This window comes from Pseudomonas sp. G5001, from assembly GCF_013385475.1.
Classification (GTDB): domain Bacteria; phylum Pseudomonadota; class Gammaproteobacteria; order Pseudomonadales; family Pseudomonadaceae; genus Aquipseudomonas.
Window position 1 is genome coordinate 1 of sequence record NZ_JACAPZ010000058.1, and the last position, 16,623, is coordinate 16,623.

The 16,623-nt window shown below is 63.0% G+C and carries 16 protein-coding genes and 1 pseudogene; 12 read left to right on the plus strand and 5 right to left on the minus strand.

Features of this window, described 5'->3' with window-relative positions:
- Window positions 1–127: 127 nt before the first annotated feature.
- Window positions 128–1,252, minus strand: a complete 1,125-nt coding sequence (locus HX805_RS31465; RefSeq protein WP_087694281.1) for a sensor histidine kinase — start codon at window positions 1,250–1,252, stop codon at window positions 128–130.
- A 211-nt stretch (window positions 1,253–1,463) separates the two neighbouring features.
- On the opposite strand from HX805_RS31465, the gene HX805_RS31470 reads away from it, so the two are divergent.
- The 9 genes from HX805_RS31470 to feaR all read left to right on the plus strand — a co-directional run bounded on the left by HX805_RS31470 (window position 1,464) and on the right by feaR (window position 9,307).
- Complete coding sequence (locus HX805_RS31470; protein WP_102368716.1) at window positions 1,464–2,612, plus strand: acyl-CoA dehydrogenase family protein; 1,149 nt, start codon at window positions 1,464–1,466, stop codon at window positions 2,610–2,612.
- A gap of 17 nt (window positions 2,613–2,629) precedes the next feature.
- The gene (locus tag HX805_RS31475) at window positions 2,630–3,001 is read left to right on the plus strand and encodes a hypothetical protein (RefSeq protein WP_003208867.1); all 372 of its coding nucleotides are present in this window, start codon (window positions 2,630–2,632) and stop codon (window positions 2,999–3,001) included.
- 3 nt (window positions 3,002–3,004) lie between these two features.
- Window positions 3,005–3,475 (plus strand): nuclear transport factor 2 family protein, encoded by a 471-nt coding sequence (locus tag HX805_RS31480; protein ID WP_008431069.1) that lies wholly within the window; start codon window positions 3,005–3,007, stop codon window positions 3,473–3,475.
- Entirely contained in the window at window positions 3,472–4,599 is a 1,128-nt protein-coding gene (locus tag HX805_RS31485) for an amidase (protein ID WP_177082041.1), read from the plus strand. The genes HX805_RS31480 and HX805_RS31485 overlap by 4 nt, the downstream gene beginning before the upstream one ends.
- Before the next feature lie 24 nt (window positions 4,600–4,623).
- Window positions 4,624–5,907: a Rieske 2Fe-2S domain-containing protein gene (locus HX805_RS31490; protein ID WP_177082042.1), complete on the plus strand. Its 1,284-nt coding sequence runs from the start codon at window positions 4,624–4,626 to the stop codon at window positions 5,905–5,907.
- Window positions 5,904–6,395, plus strand: a complete 492-nt coding sequence (locus HX805_RS31495; RefSeq protein ID WP_008431075.1) for an aromatic-ring-hydroxylating dioxygenase subunit beta — start codon at window positions 5,904–5,906, stop codon at window positions 6,393–6,395. Before HX805_RS31490 ends, HX805_RS31495 begins: the two co-directional genes overlap by 4 nt.
- 139 nt (window positions 6,396–6,534) lie before the next feature.
- A complete protein-coding gene (locus HX805_RS31500) occupies window positions 6,535–7,275 on the plus strand; it encodes an SDR family NAD(P)-dependent oxidoreductase (RefSeq protein WP_177117628.1) in 741 nt (246 codons plus the stop codon).
- 100 nt (window positions 7,276–7,375) lie between these two features.
- Window positions 7,376–8,326, plus strand: a complete 951-nt coding sequence (locus HX805_RS31505) for a PDR/VanB family oxidoreductase (protein WP_177117629.1) — start codon at window positions 7,376–7,378, stop codon at window positions 8,324–8,326.
- A 60-nt stretch (window positions 8,327–8,386) separates the two neighbouring features.
- Window positions 8,387–9,307 (plus strand): transcriptional regulator FeaR, encoded by a 921-nt coding sequence (gene feaR / locus HX805_RS31510; protein ID WP_023658728.1) that lies wholly within the window; start codon window positions 8,387–8,389, stop codon window positions 9,305–9,307.
- A gap of 147 nt (window positions 9,308–9,454) precedes the next feature.
- On the opposite strand, the gene HX805_RS31515 is transcribed toward feaR, so the two are convergent.
- Window positions 9,455–10,060, minus strand: coding sequence for a response regulator transcription factor (locus HX805_RS31515; protein ID WP_003212609.1), 606 nt, complete (start codon window positions 10,058–10,060; stop codon window positions 9,455–9,457).
- A gap of 219 nt (window positions 10,061–10,279) precedes the next feature.
- Between HX805_RS31515 and hpaC the strand changes: the two genes are divergently transcribed.
- On the plus strand, window positions 10,280–10,792 hold the full coding sequence (hpaC, locus tag HX805_RS31520) for a 4-hydroxyphenylacetate 3-monooxygenase, reductase component (RefSeq protein WP_177117630.1): 513 nt from the start codon (window positions 10,280–10,282) through the stop codon (window positions 10,790–10,792).
- 129 nt (window positions 10,793–10,921) lie between these two features.
- Here the strand turns inward: hpaC and HX805_RS32730 are convergent, their stop codons facing one another.
- From HX805_RS32730 to HX805_RS31530, 3 genes and pseudogenes are all read right to left on the minus strand, one after another.
- Complete coding sequence (locus tag HX805_RS32730; protein WP_371132386.1) at window positions 10,922–11,752, minus strand: methyl-accepting chemotaxis protein; 831 nt, start codon at window positions 11,750–11,752, stop codon at window positions 10,922–10,924.
- Between the two features lie 24 nt (window positions 11,753–11,776).
- Window positions 11,777–13,063 (minus strand): annotated as a pseudogene (locus HX805_RS32735) (HAMP domain-containing protein); the annotation flags it as partial.
- Between the two features lie 53 nt (window positions 13,064–13,116).
- Window positions 13,117–14,439: a hypothetical protein gene (locus HX805_RS31530; RefSeq protein ID WP_177082044.1), complete on the minus strand. Its 1,323-nt coding sequence runs from the start codon at window positions 14,437–14,439 to the stop codon at window positions 13,117–13,119.
- Window positions 14,440–14,665: 226 nt separating this feature from the next.
- Here HX805_RS31530 and HX805_RS31535 point away from each other — a divergent pair, with 226 nt between their 5' ends.
- Window positions 14,666–15,055, plus strand: a complete 390-nt coding sequence (locus tag HX805_RS31535) for a cytochrome c family protein (RefSeq protein ID WP_177082045.1) — start codon at window positions 14,666–14,668, stop codon at window positions 15,053–15,055.
- A 13-nt stretch (window positions 15,056–15,068) separates the two neighbouring features.
- Complete coding sequence (locus tag HX805_RS31540) at window positions 15,069–16,559, plus strand: aldehyde dehydrogenase family protein (RefSeq protein ID WP_177117631.1); 1,491 nt, start codon at window positions 15,069–15,071, stop codon at window positions 16,557–16,559.
- Window positions 16,560–16,623: the final 64 nt, after the last annotated feature.

A 16,623-nucleotide genomic window follows, 5' to 3' on the forward strand; every position in this document is an offset into this window, starting at 1 on the left:
GCGAGGCACCGAGTGGTGGGGCAAAGCGTTTTTTGGTTACTTTTTTAGGCGTTTGTAAAAAAGTGACCCGCTGTAAGAGCGGAACCATAGGTGGCCGTTACCGAAGAAACGGATATACCCCCCCATCTCAAGACCCCACCAAAGGCAACGAAAAACTAAACACCGCCCCACACGGCTCCAGATTCTGCGCCCAGATATCCCCCTGATGCCGACCAATGATGTTCTTGCACAACGCCAGCCCAATCCCGTTACCACCCACCTTCGACGAAAAGAACCCGTCAAAGATTTTCTCCCGAGCCACAGCCTGAATCCCGCGTCCACAATCCTCGACACTCAACCGCGCCACGTTTCCATCACGGCAGGCATGCAGCCGCAGCACCCGACGTTCGACGGGCAGCTCGCTCATCTCTTCAATAGCATTGAATGCCAGGTTCAGAATCACCTGCCCGATCAGCACTTTTTCACAAAGCACCATCAGCGGTTCAATACTGGGGAACAGTTCCAGCCGCACCTGACTCGGCTCGGCCCGCAGGCTGATGAAATATCGGGTTTCCTGCAGCAACTCATTGAGGTCCACCCACTCCGCGCTCTGCTCCAGCTTGACCACATAATCACGCACACTCTTGATGATCGTTGACGCATGCTCGACCTGCCGCACGGCACTTTGCAGCCCCCAGTTCACCCCCTGGTCGGCACTGTGGGTATCGCCCAGACGAATCAAAACCCCCTCGATAAAGTTGCGCGTGGCCGCCAGTGGCTGGCTCAACTCATGAGCAATCGCCACCGCCATCTCGCCCATGGCGTTGTATCGGGCCAGGTATTCAAGCTGCTGTTCACTGACACGCCGGGCTTCCTCGGCGCGGATCAGGTCCCGCTTCACCTTGTCTTCCCGGGAAATATCCCGGAACTGCACCATCAGCACGTCGCGCCCGTCCAGGTGCACCAGCGTCGCGACCGCTTCCGAAAGAATCTCCACCCCGGCCTTGGAGCGATAACACCACTCGATGGTGCGCTGGCCACTGCGGGCCGCTCGCTCGAGCCAACGCAGGCCGATGGAGCGCTTGTACTTCGGTGCGTCCCGGGTCATGTCCGGGGCCTTGAGCGGGATCAGTTCTTCCAGGGTAAACCCCAGCGCCGACAGCGCCGCGGTGTTGGCCCAGAGGATGTCCTTGCTCTGCGCATCGTGAAGGATGGTGCAGATCGGCATGGCTTCGATCAGGGTGTGGAAATCATTGTTATTGGGTAGGTACATCGCGTAGCCCTTGGCGGTGGAGGGGACGACTACGGTGGCAAGTTATACCGGTTTGCATCCGGGGGCACGCTCAGAAGTAATCGGGGGCGCACTAGGGGATTTCTTTAGCCGGTGGGCTGCACGCCCCAATAGTTGACGGTGGTCGGGCTTTTTACACTGGACCTATCAACGCCCGACACGGCGTCCATAACAACTACAACGGAGAAAGCCCATGCTGCGTTCGGCCCTCGTGCAACCAGACGCTTTACCCGACGTGCAGCCCGCGCTGTTCCAGCAGGTGCTCGATGAAGTGCGCCAGCGCCGCGACGAGTTCGACGCCGGCTCCCACGTGCCACGGGACATGATCGAACGCTTCAAGCAGGTGGGCATCTACCGGGCGGCCACGCCTCGTTGTTTCGGCGGCGATGCCCTGGCCCCCGCAACGTTCTTGCAGATGATCGAGCGCATATCCGAAGCCGATGGCTCTGCCGGCTGGGTCGCCAGCTTCGGCAGCGCCGGGGTGTATCTTGCGGCCTTGCCCCAGGAAACCCTCGCCGAACTGTATGCCGACAGCCCCGATCTGGTGTTTGCCGGTGGCCTGTTCCCGTTGCAGCCGGCGGAAACCGTCGAGGGCGGCTGGCAGGTCAACGGCACCTGGAAGTTTGCCAGCGGCTGCAAAGGCGCCGACCTGCTGGGCGTGGGCATCGGTGCGGCGGGCGGCAAGCCACGCACTGCCGTGTTCAAGCCCGGCCAGGTTGAAATCATCGAAAACTGGGACGTGGTCGGCCTCAAGGGCACCGGCAGCCATGACCTGCGAGTTACCGACCAATACATAGACGAGCGCTGGACCTTCATTCGTGGCGGCGCCGCCACCATCGACGAGCCGCTGTTTCGTTATCCCTCGATTGCCTACGCCGCCCAGGTGCTGGCGGTGGTCAACCTCGGCCTGGCCCGCGCGGCCCTCGATGAAATCAGCGCCATGGCCAGCGGCAGCGGCATCACCGGCGCACCGAAACTGGCGGACCGCGCCTACGTGCGCATCGAAATCGCCAAGGCCGAAGCGCGGCTGAGCGCCGCTCGGGGTTTTTTCTACGGCGCCACCGAACAAGTGTGGAACTCGATCCTCGCCGGCAACCCGGTCACGGCCGAGCAAACCAGCCTGCTGCGCCTGACCGCCATTCACGTGTCCCAGGCCGGCGCCGCCGTGGTGCAGAGCGCCTACAGCCTGGCGGGCACCACCGCGATCTACCTGCGCCACCCGCTGCAACGCTACCTGCGCGACGCCATGGTGGTGACCCAGCACGCCTTCCTCAGCGAAGGCCTGTACGACGGCGCGGGCTCGGTGTTCCTCGGCGTTCCTCCATTTCCTGGCTACATCTGACTTTCAAGGATCAACCCATGTCCCAAGCCACTCAAGAACCGCTGCGCGTCGTCTTCTGCATCGGCATCACCCAGAACTTTTTCGACCTGCCTACCGGCGAAGGCCTGAGCGTGTGGAAAGGCTTCAGCCAGATGATGGGCGACCTCGGCGCCATGCCGGGCATCAACGTGCTGGGGGCGATGGATGACGACCGCTTGATGGTCGGCCCGTCGACCACCTCGCCGTGGACCGTCTATATCATGGCCGACGTCGACTGCCACCAGTCGGTGATCGACGCCTGCAACCTGTTCCGTACCACGCCGGTGGGTGAATACAGCCTGTGGCGCTACGCCAAGGTCGAAGCACGGATCGGCCGCCCGCTGACCATTCCCGAAGCGGCCAGGGTGTGAGCCATGGACCTGTTGCAGCGTGTTGAAACCCTTGAAGGGGAGAGCCAGGTAAGGCGCTTGATGGCGCGCTACATGGACCTGTGCGACGTGCCCCGGGCGGCGACCAACGTTCGCGAGTTGGCCGAGTTGTTCACCGTGGATGCGGTGTGGGAAGGCATTGGCACAAGTACCGCGCAGACCTTCGGCCAGCATCGGGGGCGCGACGCGGTGGCGGCGTTTGTCGGCAGCTACCTGCCACCGTCGGAACACTTTGCGCTGAACCTGCATTACCTCACCAGTGAGTCGATCCAGGTAGACGGCAGCGCGGCTGCAGGGCAGTGGATCATGCAACAGATTTCCACCTACGCCGACCAGCGCAGCGAGTTGTTCGGCACGCGGCTGACCATCGATTTTCGCCGTGTCGACGGCACCTGGCTGATCGCGCATTTCCGTACGCAGCGCCTGTTCAATAGCATGTTGGGGGTGAACCCATGAGTACCTTCGTCAGCGAATTTTTACTCGGTGGCAGCGGCCGACGCGTGGCCATCAAGGATTCCATCGACATCGCCGGGTATCCGACCCGCTCGGGCAGTCGTGCCTTTGCCGATGCTCCGCCGGCGACGCGGCATGCGCACGTGGTGCAGGCGGTCCTGGATGCCGGCTGGCAGATCGTCGGCAAGACCAGCCTGCATGAACTGGCATTTGGCGTCACCGGCATCAACGACTGGAGCGGTACGCCCGTCAATCCCCAGGCGCGAGACCGCGTGCCGGGCGGCTCCTCCAGCGGTTCGGCCGCGGCGGTTGCGGCGGGCCTGGCGGATATCGCCATTGGTACCGACACCGGCGGCTCGGTGCGGGTGCCGGCGGCGTGCTGCGGGATTGCCGGGTTGAAACCGACCTATGGCCGAGTCAGCCGCATTGGCGCGCAACCGGCGGTATCCAGCCTCGATTGCGTCGGGCCGTTTGCCGCGAACATGCAGGACCTGATTGCCGCGATGCAGGTGATTTGCCCGGGTTTCCAGGCACAGGCGGCGCCGTCCGGCAGCGTGCCGGTGGGCTTTCTGGATGTGGCCTGTGAGCCATGGCTGAAGGCGAGCCTGATGGCTGCCGTCGACGCGGCCGGCTGGCGTCAGCAGCGTCTGCATCTGGACGACTTTGACACGGCGTTCGGCGCCGGCCTTACGGTGATTAACGTCGAAAACTGGGCAGCCTTCGGTCACCTCACCGGCAAGGGCCTGATCGGTGCGGATGTCGAACAACGCTTGTTGGCTGCCAGCCGCACCAGCGCTGCTGATTTGGCCGCAGCCGAAGTCGTGCGCACCCGCTTCAGCCACCAGGTGGACGCCGCGCTCGAAGAATTCTCCGTGTTGCTGCTGCCGACGATGCCGGACCTGCCGCCGACCCTGGCCGAAGCCCGCAACGGCAGCCAGGCCGTGGCCCGCATGACGCCATTGGTGCGGCCATTCAACCTCAGCGGCCACCCGGCGTTGACGGTGCCGGTGACCCTGGCCGACAGCGGGCTGAAGGTGGGGCTGCAGATTGTCGGCCGCAAGGGCCAGGACGAATGGGTGTGTGCCCTCGGCGCACAACTGCAACAGAGCATCACGGCTCGCCAATAAGAACAACGCCTTGAGGAGGGCTCCATGAGTACCCATGAATACCGGCTGATTGCCAAATCGAAAAGCCTCGACGAGTTGGTCAAGCACGATCGCGTCGACGTCTCGCTGTACAACGACCCGGCGCTGTTCGAGGCCGAACTGGAAAAGATCTTCTACCGCACCTGGGTCTGGGTCGCCCATGAAAGCGAAGTGCGCAACAGCGGCGACTTCAAGACCGCGACCATTGGCCGGCGCCCGGTGATTGTGGTGCGCGACAAGAAAGGCGCGATCAACGTGCTGGAAAACCGCTGCCGCCACCGTGGCGCCACGGTTTGCGAGAAGCACAAGGGCAACGCCAGCGGCTTCACCTGCCCGTATCACAGCTGGTCTTATGGTTTGGACGGCAAGCTGCGGGCGCTGCCTTACCCGGACGGCTACGAAGGCATCCTGGAAAAGTCCGAGTTACCCCTGACCAGCCTGCGGGTGGACAGCTACGCCGGGATGGTATTCGCCACCTACAGCGACGATATCGAACCGTTGGCCGACTTTCTCGGCGGCGCCAAACACTGGATGGACCTGTTCATGAAGCAGGGCGCCGGCTACCCGATCAAGACCCAGGGCGAACACAAGTTCAGCTTCAAGGGCAACTGGAAGATCCAGCTGGAAAACACCACCGACGGCTACCACTTCCCGATCGTGCACAAGTCGTTCATGTCGTCGGTGGACGCCGAGACCTCGGAAATGCTCTCGTTCATGACCGACGAGCAGGCCGTCACCCATTCCCTGGGCAATGGCCACAGCGTGATGGTGATGGTGCCCGAGCATGTCGACCTGGACCACGACGACGGTACCGAGCAGTTGCAGGAGCGTTTCGCCCACGTCACCGAAGAACTGTCGAAAACCATGGAGCCGGCCCAGGTGCGACGCATCGTGCGCTCGCTGCACGGCGCCGGGTTCAACCTCAACCTGTTTCCCAATGTCGCCATGTCGATGTCGTTCTTCCGGGTGCTGCGCCCGGTGTCGGTCACCGAGACCGAAATCCGCCACGTCGCCCTGGGCATGGAGGGCGGCCCACAGGTTGCCAACCGCGAGCGCCTGCGCATCCACGAACACTTCCAGGGCCCGTTCGGCTTTGGCAGCCCCGACGACGCCGAAGCCTGGGACCGGGTGCAACGCGGCTCGTATGCCGGCGTTGACGCACCGATCCTGGTCAACCGTGGCCTGAACCGCGAAGTGCTGGCCGACAACGGCGACAAGGTATCCCACGCCACTGATGAAGGCGGCATGCGCGGGGCCTATGACATGTGGAAAAGGATGATGAGCCAATGAACACCCTGACTGGTTTTACCGCACCGCTGGCCCAGGCCATCGAATTCATCTGGCGTGAAGCCGAACTGCTGGACCACAAGGACTACGTGCAATGGGCCGCGTTGTGGAGCGAGAGCGGGCGCTACGTCGTACCGATCGATCCTGACACCGAGGATTTTGAAGCCAACCTCAACTATGCCTATGACGATGCGCGCATGCGTGACCTGCGCATCGAACGGCTGACGGCGGGGTATTCACCGTCAGCGGTGGATGCGGCGAAAACCGTGCGCAGTGTCTCGCGATTCACCCTGGTGGAAGCAGCGGGCGAGGTGGTGGAGGTTAACTGTGCGCAGCTGCTGTACGCCTACAAGCGCGGGGTACACACGCCGTTCGTGGCCGACCTGAATTACCGCATCCGGTTCAGCGCCGGGGTCGCGACCCTGGAGCGCAAGGTGGTGCGGCTGATCAATTCCACCGACAGCCTGAGTGCACTCGGCTTTCTGTTGTAAGCACGATTCAAACAACGACACAAAACCAATGTGGGAGCGGGCTTGCTCGCGAATGCGGTGGATCAGTCGCCACATGCATTGACTGACACACCGCATTCGCGAGCAAGCCCGCTCCCACAGTTGAGATGAGGACATCCTGATGAACCGAATCGCGCTTGTAACCGGCGCCTCCCGTGGCCTCGGCGAATGCATCGCCCGGCGCCTGCACGCCGCAGACTACCGCGTGGGCCTGGCGGATGTGCACCTGGACGGCGTGCAGCGCCTGGCCTCTGAACTCGACAACCGCGGCGAAACCGCCGTCGCCATCGAGCTGGATGTGCGCAACAAGGCCGATTTTATTCGCGCCCGGGACTTGCTCAGCGAGCGCTGGGGCGGCACCGATATTCTGGTGAACAACGCCGGAGTGTCGAAAGTTGCGGCGCTGATGGACATCACACCCGAGGAGTTCGACGAATCGATGGCGATCAACCTGCGGGGCACGTTCGTGGCCTGCCAGGTGTTTGGTGCGCATTTCGCCGAACGTGGGTTCGGGCGCATCGTCAATATCGCCTCCCTCGCCGGGCAAAACGGCGGCACTGCCACTGGCGCGCATTACGCCGCGGCCAAGGGCGGCGTGGCTACGCTGACCAAGGTCTTCGCCCGTGAACTGGCGCCCCGGGGCGTGACGGTCAACAGCATTTCGCCAGGCCCGCTTGATTTGCCGGTAGTGCGCGAAACCGTGGCGCCGGAGCGCCTGGAGCAGATCCTCAAGATTATCCCGACGGGCACCCTCGGCGACCCGCACACCATCGCCGACACCGTGCTGCTGTTGATCGCCGACCACGCCGCCTCGATCACGGGCGCGTGCTGGGACATCAACGGCGGGCTGTTCATGCGCTAGTCATCGCCGAAGAGAGTGGGCCTGCTGCGCAGTCCAGCGGGAGCAAGCTCCCTCGCCACAGGTTAGCGTTCAACCGAAACAACAGGATTCAGGTGCTGCAATGATGAAGGTGAAGATCGAACGCATCGTCGATGAAGCGCTGGATATCCGTTCCTTTCGCCTCGTGCGCAGTGACGGCCAGCCCCTCGACAGTTATGAGCCCGGGGCCCATGTGGACCTCACCGGGCCGACCGGCGTCACCCGCCAGTATTCGCTGTGCAGCCCGCCCCACGATGGCCGCGCGTACCTGGTTGCGGTGAAGAAAGAGGCGCAATCCCGTGGCGGCTCCCTGGCCCTGCATGAGCAGGTGCAGGAGGGCATGGAGCTGGAGATGGGCGCGCCGCGCAACCTGTTCCGCCTCGACCCGGAGGCGCCGGCCCATGCGCTGTTTGCCGCCGGTATCGGGGTGACGCCGCTGTTGAGCATGGCCTATCGACTGGCCGACAGCGGCCAGCCGTGGCGCCTGCACTATTTTGCACGTTCGGCGCAGTACGCGGCGTTTACCCAGCTGTTGGCCGATACATTCGGTGAGCATGTGCAGTTTCACTATGGCGTCGAGCCGGGTGCGCTGGATGCGGCCTTGAGCGCCTGCCTGGACCAGGCGGGCGCGGCTGCCCACGTCTACACCTGCGGCCCCGCGCCGTTCATGCACAAGGTGGTGGAAGTGGCGGCCCGCAGCCGTCCCGAGGAAGCGATCCACCTGGAGCACTTCCAGGCCGACCCGGCGGCGAATGCCGGGCCCAGCGGTGGTTTCGAGGTGGAGCTGGCCAGCTCCGGCGTGGTGCTGCAAGTACCGGCGAATACCAGCCTGGTGGACGTATTGCAGGCCCACGGTTGCGACATCGACACCGAGTGCCGCGAAGGCCTCTGCGGCACCTGCATTGTCGAGGTGCTGGAAGGCGTGCCCGAGCACCGTGACAATTGCCTGTCGACCAAGGAGAAGGCCGCCAACCGGCAGATTTGCGCGTGTGTTTCCCGGGCGGTTTCCGCTCGTCTGGTATTGGATATTTGATCGGCGCTACCCGTAAGATTGCTGGGACCAAAAAAATAAAAAATGTGAGGCCTTGCGGTCATGATGAGTTCAACGGTGCAACGTAACGAATCGTTCGAGCGTTGGTTACAGCAGGTTAACCAGGCCTGTGGACGCTTCGATGCCAGGGCCCTGGGCGCGGGGTTTTATGGGGAATTGAGCGAGTTTCGCAGCGGCGCGATCAAGCTCAGCGTGGTCGATATGGCCCAGGTGCATCTGTATCGCAGCAGCAAGGAAGTCAGTACGGGCAATGAAGGGCACTACTACGCGGTGTTCCAGTTGCAGGGCAGCGCGCAGCTGGAACAGGGCGACAACCGTGCGCAGCTGGGCTGCGGTGACATCGCCCTGATCGACGCCTGCCGCCCCAGTGACATGACCTACCACGACAACTCCCGGCAATTGTCGCTGATCCTGCCGCGCCAGGTGGTGGAGCGCGGTTCGCACTTCACGGCGGTCAACTGCGCGACGCGGATCTCGGCGCGCACGCCGTTGGCGCTGATGGCCAGCCAGATGGTGCTCGACACCCGCCAGCAAAACGACCTGGGCATGCAGGAAAGCGAAGCCGTGCTGGATGCATTGGTCAGCCTGCTGCTGCCGGGGATCAGCGCCCGGGACAACGGTGTGGACACCCAGGAACGGCAGTTTCGCAAGACCATCGCCTACATCGATGCGCACATCGGCGCCGAAGAACTCTGCCCCGAGCTGATCGCCCGGGAAGTCGGAGTGTCGGTGCGCGGGCTGTACCGGATGTTTTCCAAGCGCGGGCTGGTGGTGGCGCAATACATCAAGCACCGACGCCTGGATTTCTGCGCCGAAACCCTGCGCCATTCGCCGGCGGAGCAGAAGCTGTCGGCACTCTGTTATGCCTGGGGCTTCTCCGACTCCAGCTACTTCTCATCGGCGTTCAAGTCGCGCTTCGGCGTGTCACCGGGCGAGTACCGCAAGCGCTATAGCCATCATTGATGCGTGCCGCTCCCGAACCTGGAATGCATTTTCCTGTGGGAGCCGGGCTTGCCCGCGATGCAGGCCACTCGTTCTGACAGGTACACCGCCGCGATCCCTTCGCAGCCTCGCCAAGGCTCGACAGCTCCCACATTCAATCATCGCGCCCTAGGGATACAACACCTCGCGGACCAGCATGGCGATGCTGGTCACGCCCATCTTTTCCTTGATCTTGGTGCGGTGCACGTCAACGGTCTTCACGCTGATGTTCAGCTCGCGGGCAATCACCTTGCTCGCCTTGCCGTCCACCACCAGCATCAACACTTCTCGCTCCCGGCTCGTCAGCAGCGCCAGCTTGCCTTGCAGGTGCTCGCGCTGTTCCTGGTCGGCCTGGGCCTGTACAGCGGTCTTCAGCGCGGCCTGGATGCGGTCGATCATCTGTTGCGGGTTGTAGGGCTTCTCAACGAAATCCAGCGCGCCGTTTTTCATTGCGGTGACCGACATCGGTATGTCGCCGTGGGCCGACACGAAGATGGTCGGCAAGGTGCTGCCGCGCCGGTTGAGGATCTCCTGCAACTGGAAGCCGCTGGTCTGCGGCATGCGCACGTCCAGCACCAGGCAGGCGGGCTGGCGCGGGTCGTAGTGCGCAAGGAACTCTTCGGCCCCGGCGAAACATTGGGCCTTTACGCTGACCGACTCCAGCAGCCAGGCCAGCGAGGTACGCAGGTCTTTGTCGTCATCAACGATGTAAACAATCGGTGTGCGAATTTCCATCAGGGACTGCCACGAGAATTTCTAATTATTGTTTTCGCACGCGGGCACGCTGCGGCGGACATTGGCTCATCTGTGGAGCCTTGCCAGCAGAATACCCAGTGTGAACGGCCCTGACGATAAAGAAACCACCTAGTCGGCATGGGGATCGTCTGAATGGTCGCGCCGCACGGGGCGTCTTAGTCTTGTGGCATCACCCACGGACCGTAAAGGGGCACCGACATGGCCGACCTGAGCCAGCAGCAAATCGACTTTCGCAACGCCATGGCGCAACTGCCGGCCGCGGTGAACATCATCACCACCAACGGCCCGGGCGGGCGTTGCGGGATCACGGCGAGTGCGGTGTGCTCGGTGACGGATTCGCCCCCCACGGTGTTGGTGTGCGTGAACCGCGGGAGTGCGACCCATGATGTGTTCCGTACCAATGGGCAGCTGTGCGTGAACGTGCTGTGCGGGGAGCAGGAAGAGCTGGCGCGGCACTTTGCCGGGATGACCCAGGTGCCCATGGCGGAGCGGTTTGCCTGGGACCTGTGGGACGGAGGCGAGGCGGGGGTGCCGGTGCTGCGGGATGCGCTGGTGCAGCTGGAAGGGCGTATCAGTGAGTGCAAGGAGGTAGGGTCGCATTCGGTGATGTTCGTGGAGTTGTCGCGGGTTGGGGTGCGGAGGCAGGGCGACAGCCTGGTGTACTTCAACCGGCTGTTTCACCGGATTGAGCATGCTGGCGCCCATTGCTGAAGGTTCAGGAGATCAAATGTGGGAGCGGGCTTGCTCGCGAAGGCGGTGTATCAGAAACCTATTCAGTGGCTGACACTCTGTCTTCGCGAGCAAGCCCGCTCCCACATGGGGCCTGCGGGGTATTGTTGGTCAGATGCGAAAGCTGCCCACCAGCTGATTCAAGCGTTCCGCTTCACGCTCAAGCTCGGTACAGGCCTGCAGCGTTGACTGCAGGTTTTCCACCCCGGCCTGGTTCAGCATATTGATCTCGGTAATGTCCACATTCAGCGCTTCCACCACTGACGTCTGTTCCTCGGTCGCCGCCGCCACCGACTGGTTGACGTTATCAATCTCGCCAATCCTCTGCGTCACGCTGGCCAGCCGCGTACCCGCCAGGTTGGCGATGCTCACGCTTTCCTCGCTGTGCTGCTGGCTCTCGGTCATGGTGCTGACGGATTCCCGTGCGCCCACCTGCAACTCTTCGATCATCTGCTGAATCTCCAGCGCCGACTCCTGGGTGCGATAGGCCAGGCTGCGCACCTCATCGGCCACCACCGCAAACCCGCGCCCGGCCTCACCGGCCCGGGCCGCTTCAATGGCGGCGTTCAGTGCCAGCAGATTGGTCTGCTGGGAGATGCCCTTGATCACCTCCAGGATTTGCCCGATGTTCACCGTCTTGTGATTCAGCGCATCGATGTGCACGCACGAGGCGCTGATCTTGCCCGACAGTTCATTCATCACGGCAATCGTGCGCTCCACCACCTGGCGCCCGTCCTCAGCCTGTTGCCGGGCGCCGGAGGCTTGCTGCGACGCATCGGAGGCATTACGGGCGATTTCCTGGGCGGCGGCGCCCAGTTCGTTGATCGCCGCCGCGACACTGTTGGTGCGGGTCGCCTGTTCATCGAAGTTGTTCAGCGAGGAATTCGAGGCCAGCAGCACCCGCTTGACCACCTGGTTGACCCCGAGCCCCGCTGAAGACACTTCGCGGATCGACTGGTGGATGCGTTCGACAAAACGGTTGAAGGCGCTGGCCAACTGGCCGATCTCGTCCCGGGATTGCACCTCCAGCCGCCGCGTCAGGTCGCCTTCGCCCCGGGAAATGTCTTCCATCACCCGGGTCAGGGTTTGCAGCGGCCGGGTGATGCGCAGCGCGGCGTACCAGATCAACAGCAGGCCGAGCAGGGCCGAGCCGCCACCCAGCAGCAGTTCCAGGGCGGTGCTTTTCACCCCTTGGGCATCGAGTTGCTGTTGCAGCGCAGTGACCGGCGCCAGCAGCACCGACTGCGGCACGCCCACCAGAACGCCCCACGGTGCGGCACCGGCAATCGGTGCCAGCGGTTCGAGTAGCTTGATTTGCTGTTGATCGACAAAGGTTTGCGGTTGCCCCTGGCGCAACGCGTCCAGTACCTGGGCGCCATCGTGCATGACTTCGCTGATCGGCTGCCCGAGGCGGCTGGCGTCCTCGCTATAGGCGGAAATCACGCCTTCGGGGCTGACGATGCTGACTTGCCCGTGGCCGTCGAACAGTTGCCCGGCGCTGGTATGGCTGGCCTGTTGCAAGGCCGCCAGGTTGATGTCCAGGCCAATCACCGCGATCACCTTGCCGTGCTCCATCAGCGGGAACGCAATGCTGGTCACCAGCTTGCGGCTGCCGGAAGCCTCGTCGAAATACGGCTCCAGCACACAGGCCCTGGCGGTGTCGCGGGCGCAGGTGTAGAAGGCGTTGTACGGCGCGCCGCTGGGGCCGGGCGAGGTATTGGCCAGCAGCGCTTCGTCGCCGACTACCGCTGTCAGTTCACCCGGGGTGGCCTGCACCCAGTATTGGGCGAAGCGCCCGGCCTCGTTGCTGCCGACGGCGGCCTGGTCGACGAAGTGGGCATCGTCACCGTCCAGGGCATTGGCTTCGAAAATGACGTAAATCCCGAGCAGGTCGGGCTTGTCGACCAGGGCCTGGCGCAGCTGGGTATTCAGCTCCTGGCGCAACTCTGGGCGGGTCAGTTTGCCCTGTTGTTGCAGTTGCCGCAGGTACAGCACATAACGCGACAAGCCCTGGCCGTACTCATGGGTTTGCATGAAGGTGCGTTGCACCTGCATGGCCTGAACTTGCCCCAGGGCCTGCATGTGTTCCTTGGCGGCGGCAGCGAGCATGTCGCTGCTGGCCTGGGCCACGTGCTGGCTGCTCTGGTGGGTCTGGTACAGCGACAGGCTCATCAGCAGGCCGACCACCAATAACAGGCAGAGGCCGGCGAGCAGGGCGATCTTGCTCTGGATCGTGAGGAATTTCTTGTGCATTGCGAAGGCCTTGGCCAGGCGGGGCGATGGCGGCGCCACCGCCCCGGCCGGGCTTAGAAGTTAGTGGCGAACACCACTTGGCTGTAGAGGTTTTTATCGTGGTTGCCCAGCTGCGTGCCGCCTTGCTCGGCGCTCTTGTCCGGCTGGTACAGGCCGATCAGCGGCATCACCGTCAGGTGGTCGTTGACGTGCCATTCGGCATACAGGTCCAGCTCGTGGCCGTCGTTGTTGCCGAGGTTGCGGTCGATGGTCTTGAAGTCGAACAACACCGCGCCGACGTTGAGGTTCTGCAGGGGCGAAATCTTGAACGTGACGTTCTGGATGCGTGAGTTGTTGTTGAACGGCCCGGCGTAGTTGCCCGCCACTTCACCCTGGAACCAGGTGCCGTAGCCACGGCTGAAACCGTAGAACAGCGGGTCGAAGCCTTCCGAGAAGCGGCTGTAGCGGTAGCTCACATACGGCGTCCAGGTCACGTCGGAGAAGGTCCAGCCAGCTTCCAGGTACCAGGCGTCTTCGTTGCCGGTGTGGGGCTTGTCCTGCCAGGCGTATTCGCCGGACAGGAACAGGTTGGTCACCCCGGCATTGCCCGTGGCCCGCAGGCTGTAGGTCTTCATGCCATCGCGTTCCAGCTGCGTGGGGGAGGCGTACTGCTTGTCGACGTCGGTGGTATCGATGTACGTCAGCCCCACGGTGCCTTCGGCGGCCACGTGTTCGAGGGTGGCGACGTACATCTCGGTCTTGGCCTGGGCACGGTTATCGGACTTGAGCCACATCAGGTCGCTGCGCCAGCCGTCCTTGCCGCCCAGGCGCAACACGGCGGTTTCGTCGAAGGCCTTGCGGGCGGCGATGTAGTAGCCGCCGCCGCGATTGAGGTCGCCATCGGCCACGCCCTTGCCGAAGTTCAGCGCGTCGCCGTCAATCAGGAAACCGTCGCCGACCACGATGTTCTGGCGGCCGAAGGACAGGTCCACGCCATTCTCGCCCAGGGCCTCAAACAACTTGCCCGAGCGCCAGCCGAGGTAGGCGTCTTCGAATTTTGTGGTGCGCTCCGAACCGTCGCTGAAACCTGCGGCATCGCCGTCGCCCCAGGTGCCGGAACTCAGCAGGTTGGCCGCACCGTAGGTGGTGCCGGCGCCGCTGAAGCTTTTGTCGAAGCTCAGGCCGTACTTCACGTAGCCCTCGCGCCAGGACGAGGAGCCCTTGGCCAGGCGGCCGGATTGACTGTAGTTCTGCTGGCTGTGGAAGGCACCGAATACCGCTTCCAGCGTGGCGTTCAGATGACTGCTGTCATCGGCGTACAGCTCATAAGCGCCGGCCGGGTTGGCGCCGATCATCAGCGCGAGGGTCGAGAGACGAAGCAAGGGGGACTTGAGCATGGTGTGGCATCCATTCTTGTTCATGACCACAGGGTTGGGGTCTGCCGCGATACTAATGCTGGCGAAGTGACGTGCCTTTTGTCTGGTTGCCAAAGACTTGACTGTGCTTGCCAGAATCCACGGTTTGGCAGCCCGGCCAATACGACTGGCACGCAGGGCAAAACCCGAGCGACCTTGAGCCCTGACAATCGTCGGCAACTTCGATGATTTCCAAGGTCGTTTTTCTATGTTCACTGCACACAGATTTTCCCTGGCCGGCCTGCTGTCGCTGGTCCTGGCCCACAGCGCATTCGCCGCTGAATGCGGCCCTGACCAGAGTCGTGGCGCCCAGGTTTTCGCCAACGAATGCAGCGTGTGCCATGCGGTGGCGAAGGGCGGCGCGACAATGATGGGGCCAAACCTGGCGGGCGTTTACGGGCGTAAGTCCGGCTCCCTGTCGGGCTTCAGCTACTCCCAGGCGATGCGTGACAAAAACGTCGAGTGGCAAGCCGAGACCATCGCGCAATTCATCACCCAACCCCAGGCGTTTGTGCCCGGCACCTACATGCCCTACATGGGCCTGGCTTCGGCCGACGATCGCCAAGCGGTCGCCTGCTTTCTCAAAGAACAACATTGAATACAGGTGAATCATGAGCAACGTTGAAATCCTGCCGCAGGTGGCTGCATTCCTGGACCGTCGTCATGGCTGCTTTATCGATGGCCAGTGGGTATTTGCCGAGGGCGAACGCATCAAGGTGGTCAACCCGGCCACCGGGCAAACCCTGTGCGAAACCCTCGACGCGCCGCTGCACGTGGTGGAGCAGGCGGTGCAGTCGTCCCATGCGGCGTTCAAGTCCCGCGTGTGGTCGGGATTGCGCCCGGCCGACCGTGAGCGGATTTTGCTGAACTTCACCGCGTTGGTTGAGGCCCATGCCGAGGAGCTGGCGCAGCTGGAAACCCTGAGCCAGGGCAAGTCGATCAACCTGGCGCGGGGGCTGGATCTGAACGCCACGGTGGAGTTCATGCGCTACATGTCGGGCTGGGCGACCAAGATCGAAGGGCAGACCTTTGACGTGTCCATCCCTTTGCCGCCGGGGGCCAGGTTCACTGCGTTCACCAAGCGCGAGCCGGTGGGCGTGGTGGTGGGCATCGTGCCGTGGAATTTCCCGCTGCTGATTGCGGCCTGGAAATTGATGCCGGCGCTGGCGACCGGGTGCACGGTGATCATCAAGCCGGCGATGGAAACGCCGCTGACGGCGATGCGCCTGGCAGAGCTGGCGCTGGAGGCGGGGATTCCGGCGGGGGTGTTCAACGTGGTGACCGGCGGCGGTGCGTCGGTGGGGGGCGTTCTGACTGCTCATCCGTTGGTGAGCAAGGTGTCGTTTACCGGTTCGACTGCGGTGGGCAAGAGCGTGGGGGTGGCGTGCATGGAGAACATGACGCGGTTTGCCCTGGAGTTGGGGGGCAAGAATCCGATGATCGTGTTGGCGGATGCGGATATTGATAAGGCGATCCAGGGGGCGATCCTGGGTGGGTTGCTGAACAACGGACAGGTGTGTGCGGCGGCTTCGCGCTTTTATGTGCATCGTTCGGTTTATGACCGGTTTGTCGAGGGGTTGGCGGCGGCGGTGTCGGCGATGCCGTTGGGGGCGGGGATGGATGGTGAGGCGGCGATTAATCCGTTGGTGTCGCGCAAGCAGCAGCAAGGGGTACTGCGCCATATCGAGCAGGCCCGGGCTGAAGGGGCGCGGGTGGTGATCGGTGGGGATGAGGTTGCGGGTGAGGGGTTTTATGTGCGGCCGACGATTTTGGCGGATATCGATCATGGGATGGCGGTGGCCCGGGAGGAGGTGTTTGGGCCGGTGTTGGGGGTGATGGCGTTTGATGATGAGGATGCGGTGATTGAGTTGGCCAATGACAATCGGTATGGGTTGGCGGCCAGTCTTTGGACCAATGATCTGGGTAAGGCGATGAACCTGGTGCCGCGGATCGAGGCGGGGACTGTTTGGGTGAATGCGCATGTGTTGCTGGACCCGGCGATGCCGTTTGGCGGGGTGAAGCAATCGGGGATGGGGCGGGAGTTTGGGCGGGCGGTGATTGAGGCTTATACCGAGCTGCAGTCGGTGTGTATTGCGCATTGATTGGGGGCATATCCGTTATTTAGGTAACGGCCACCTATGGTTTCGCTCTTACAGCGAGTCACTT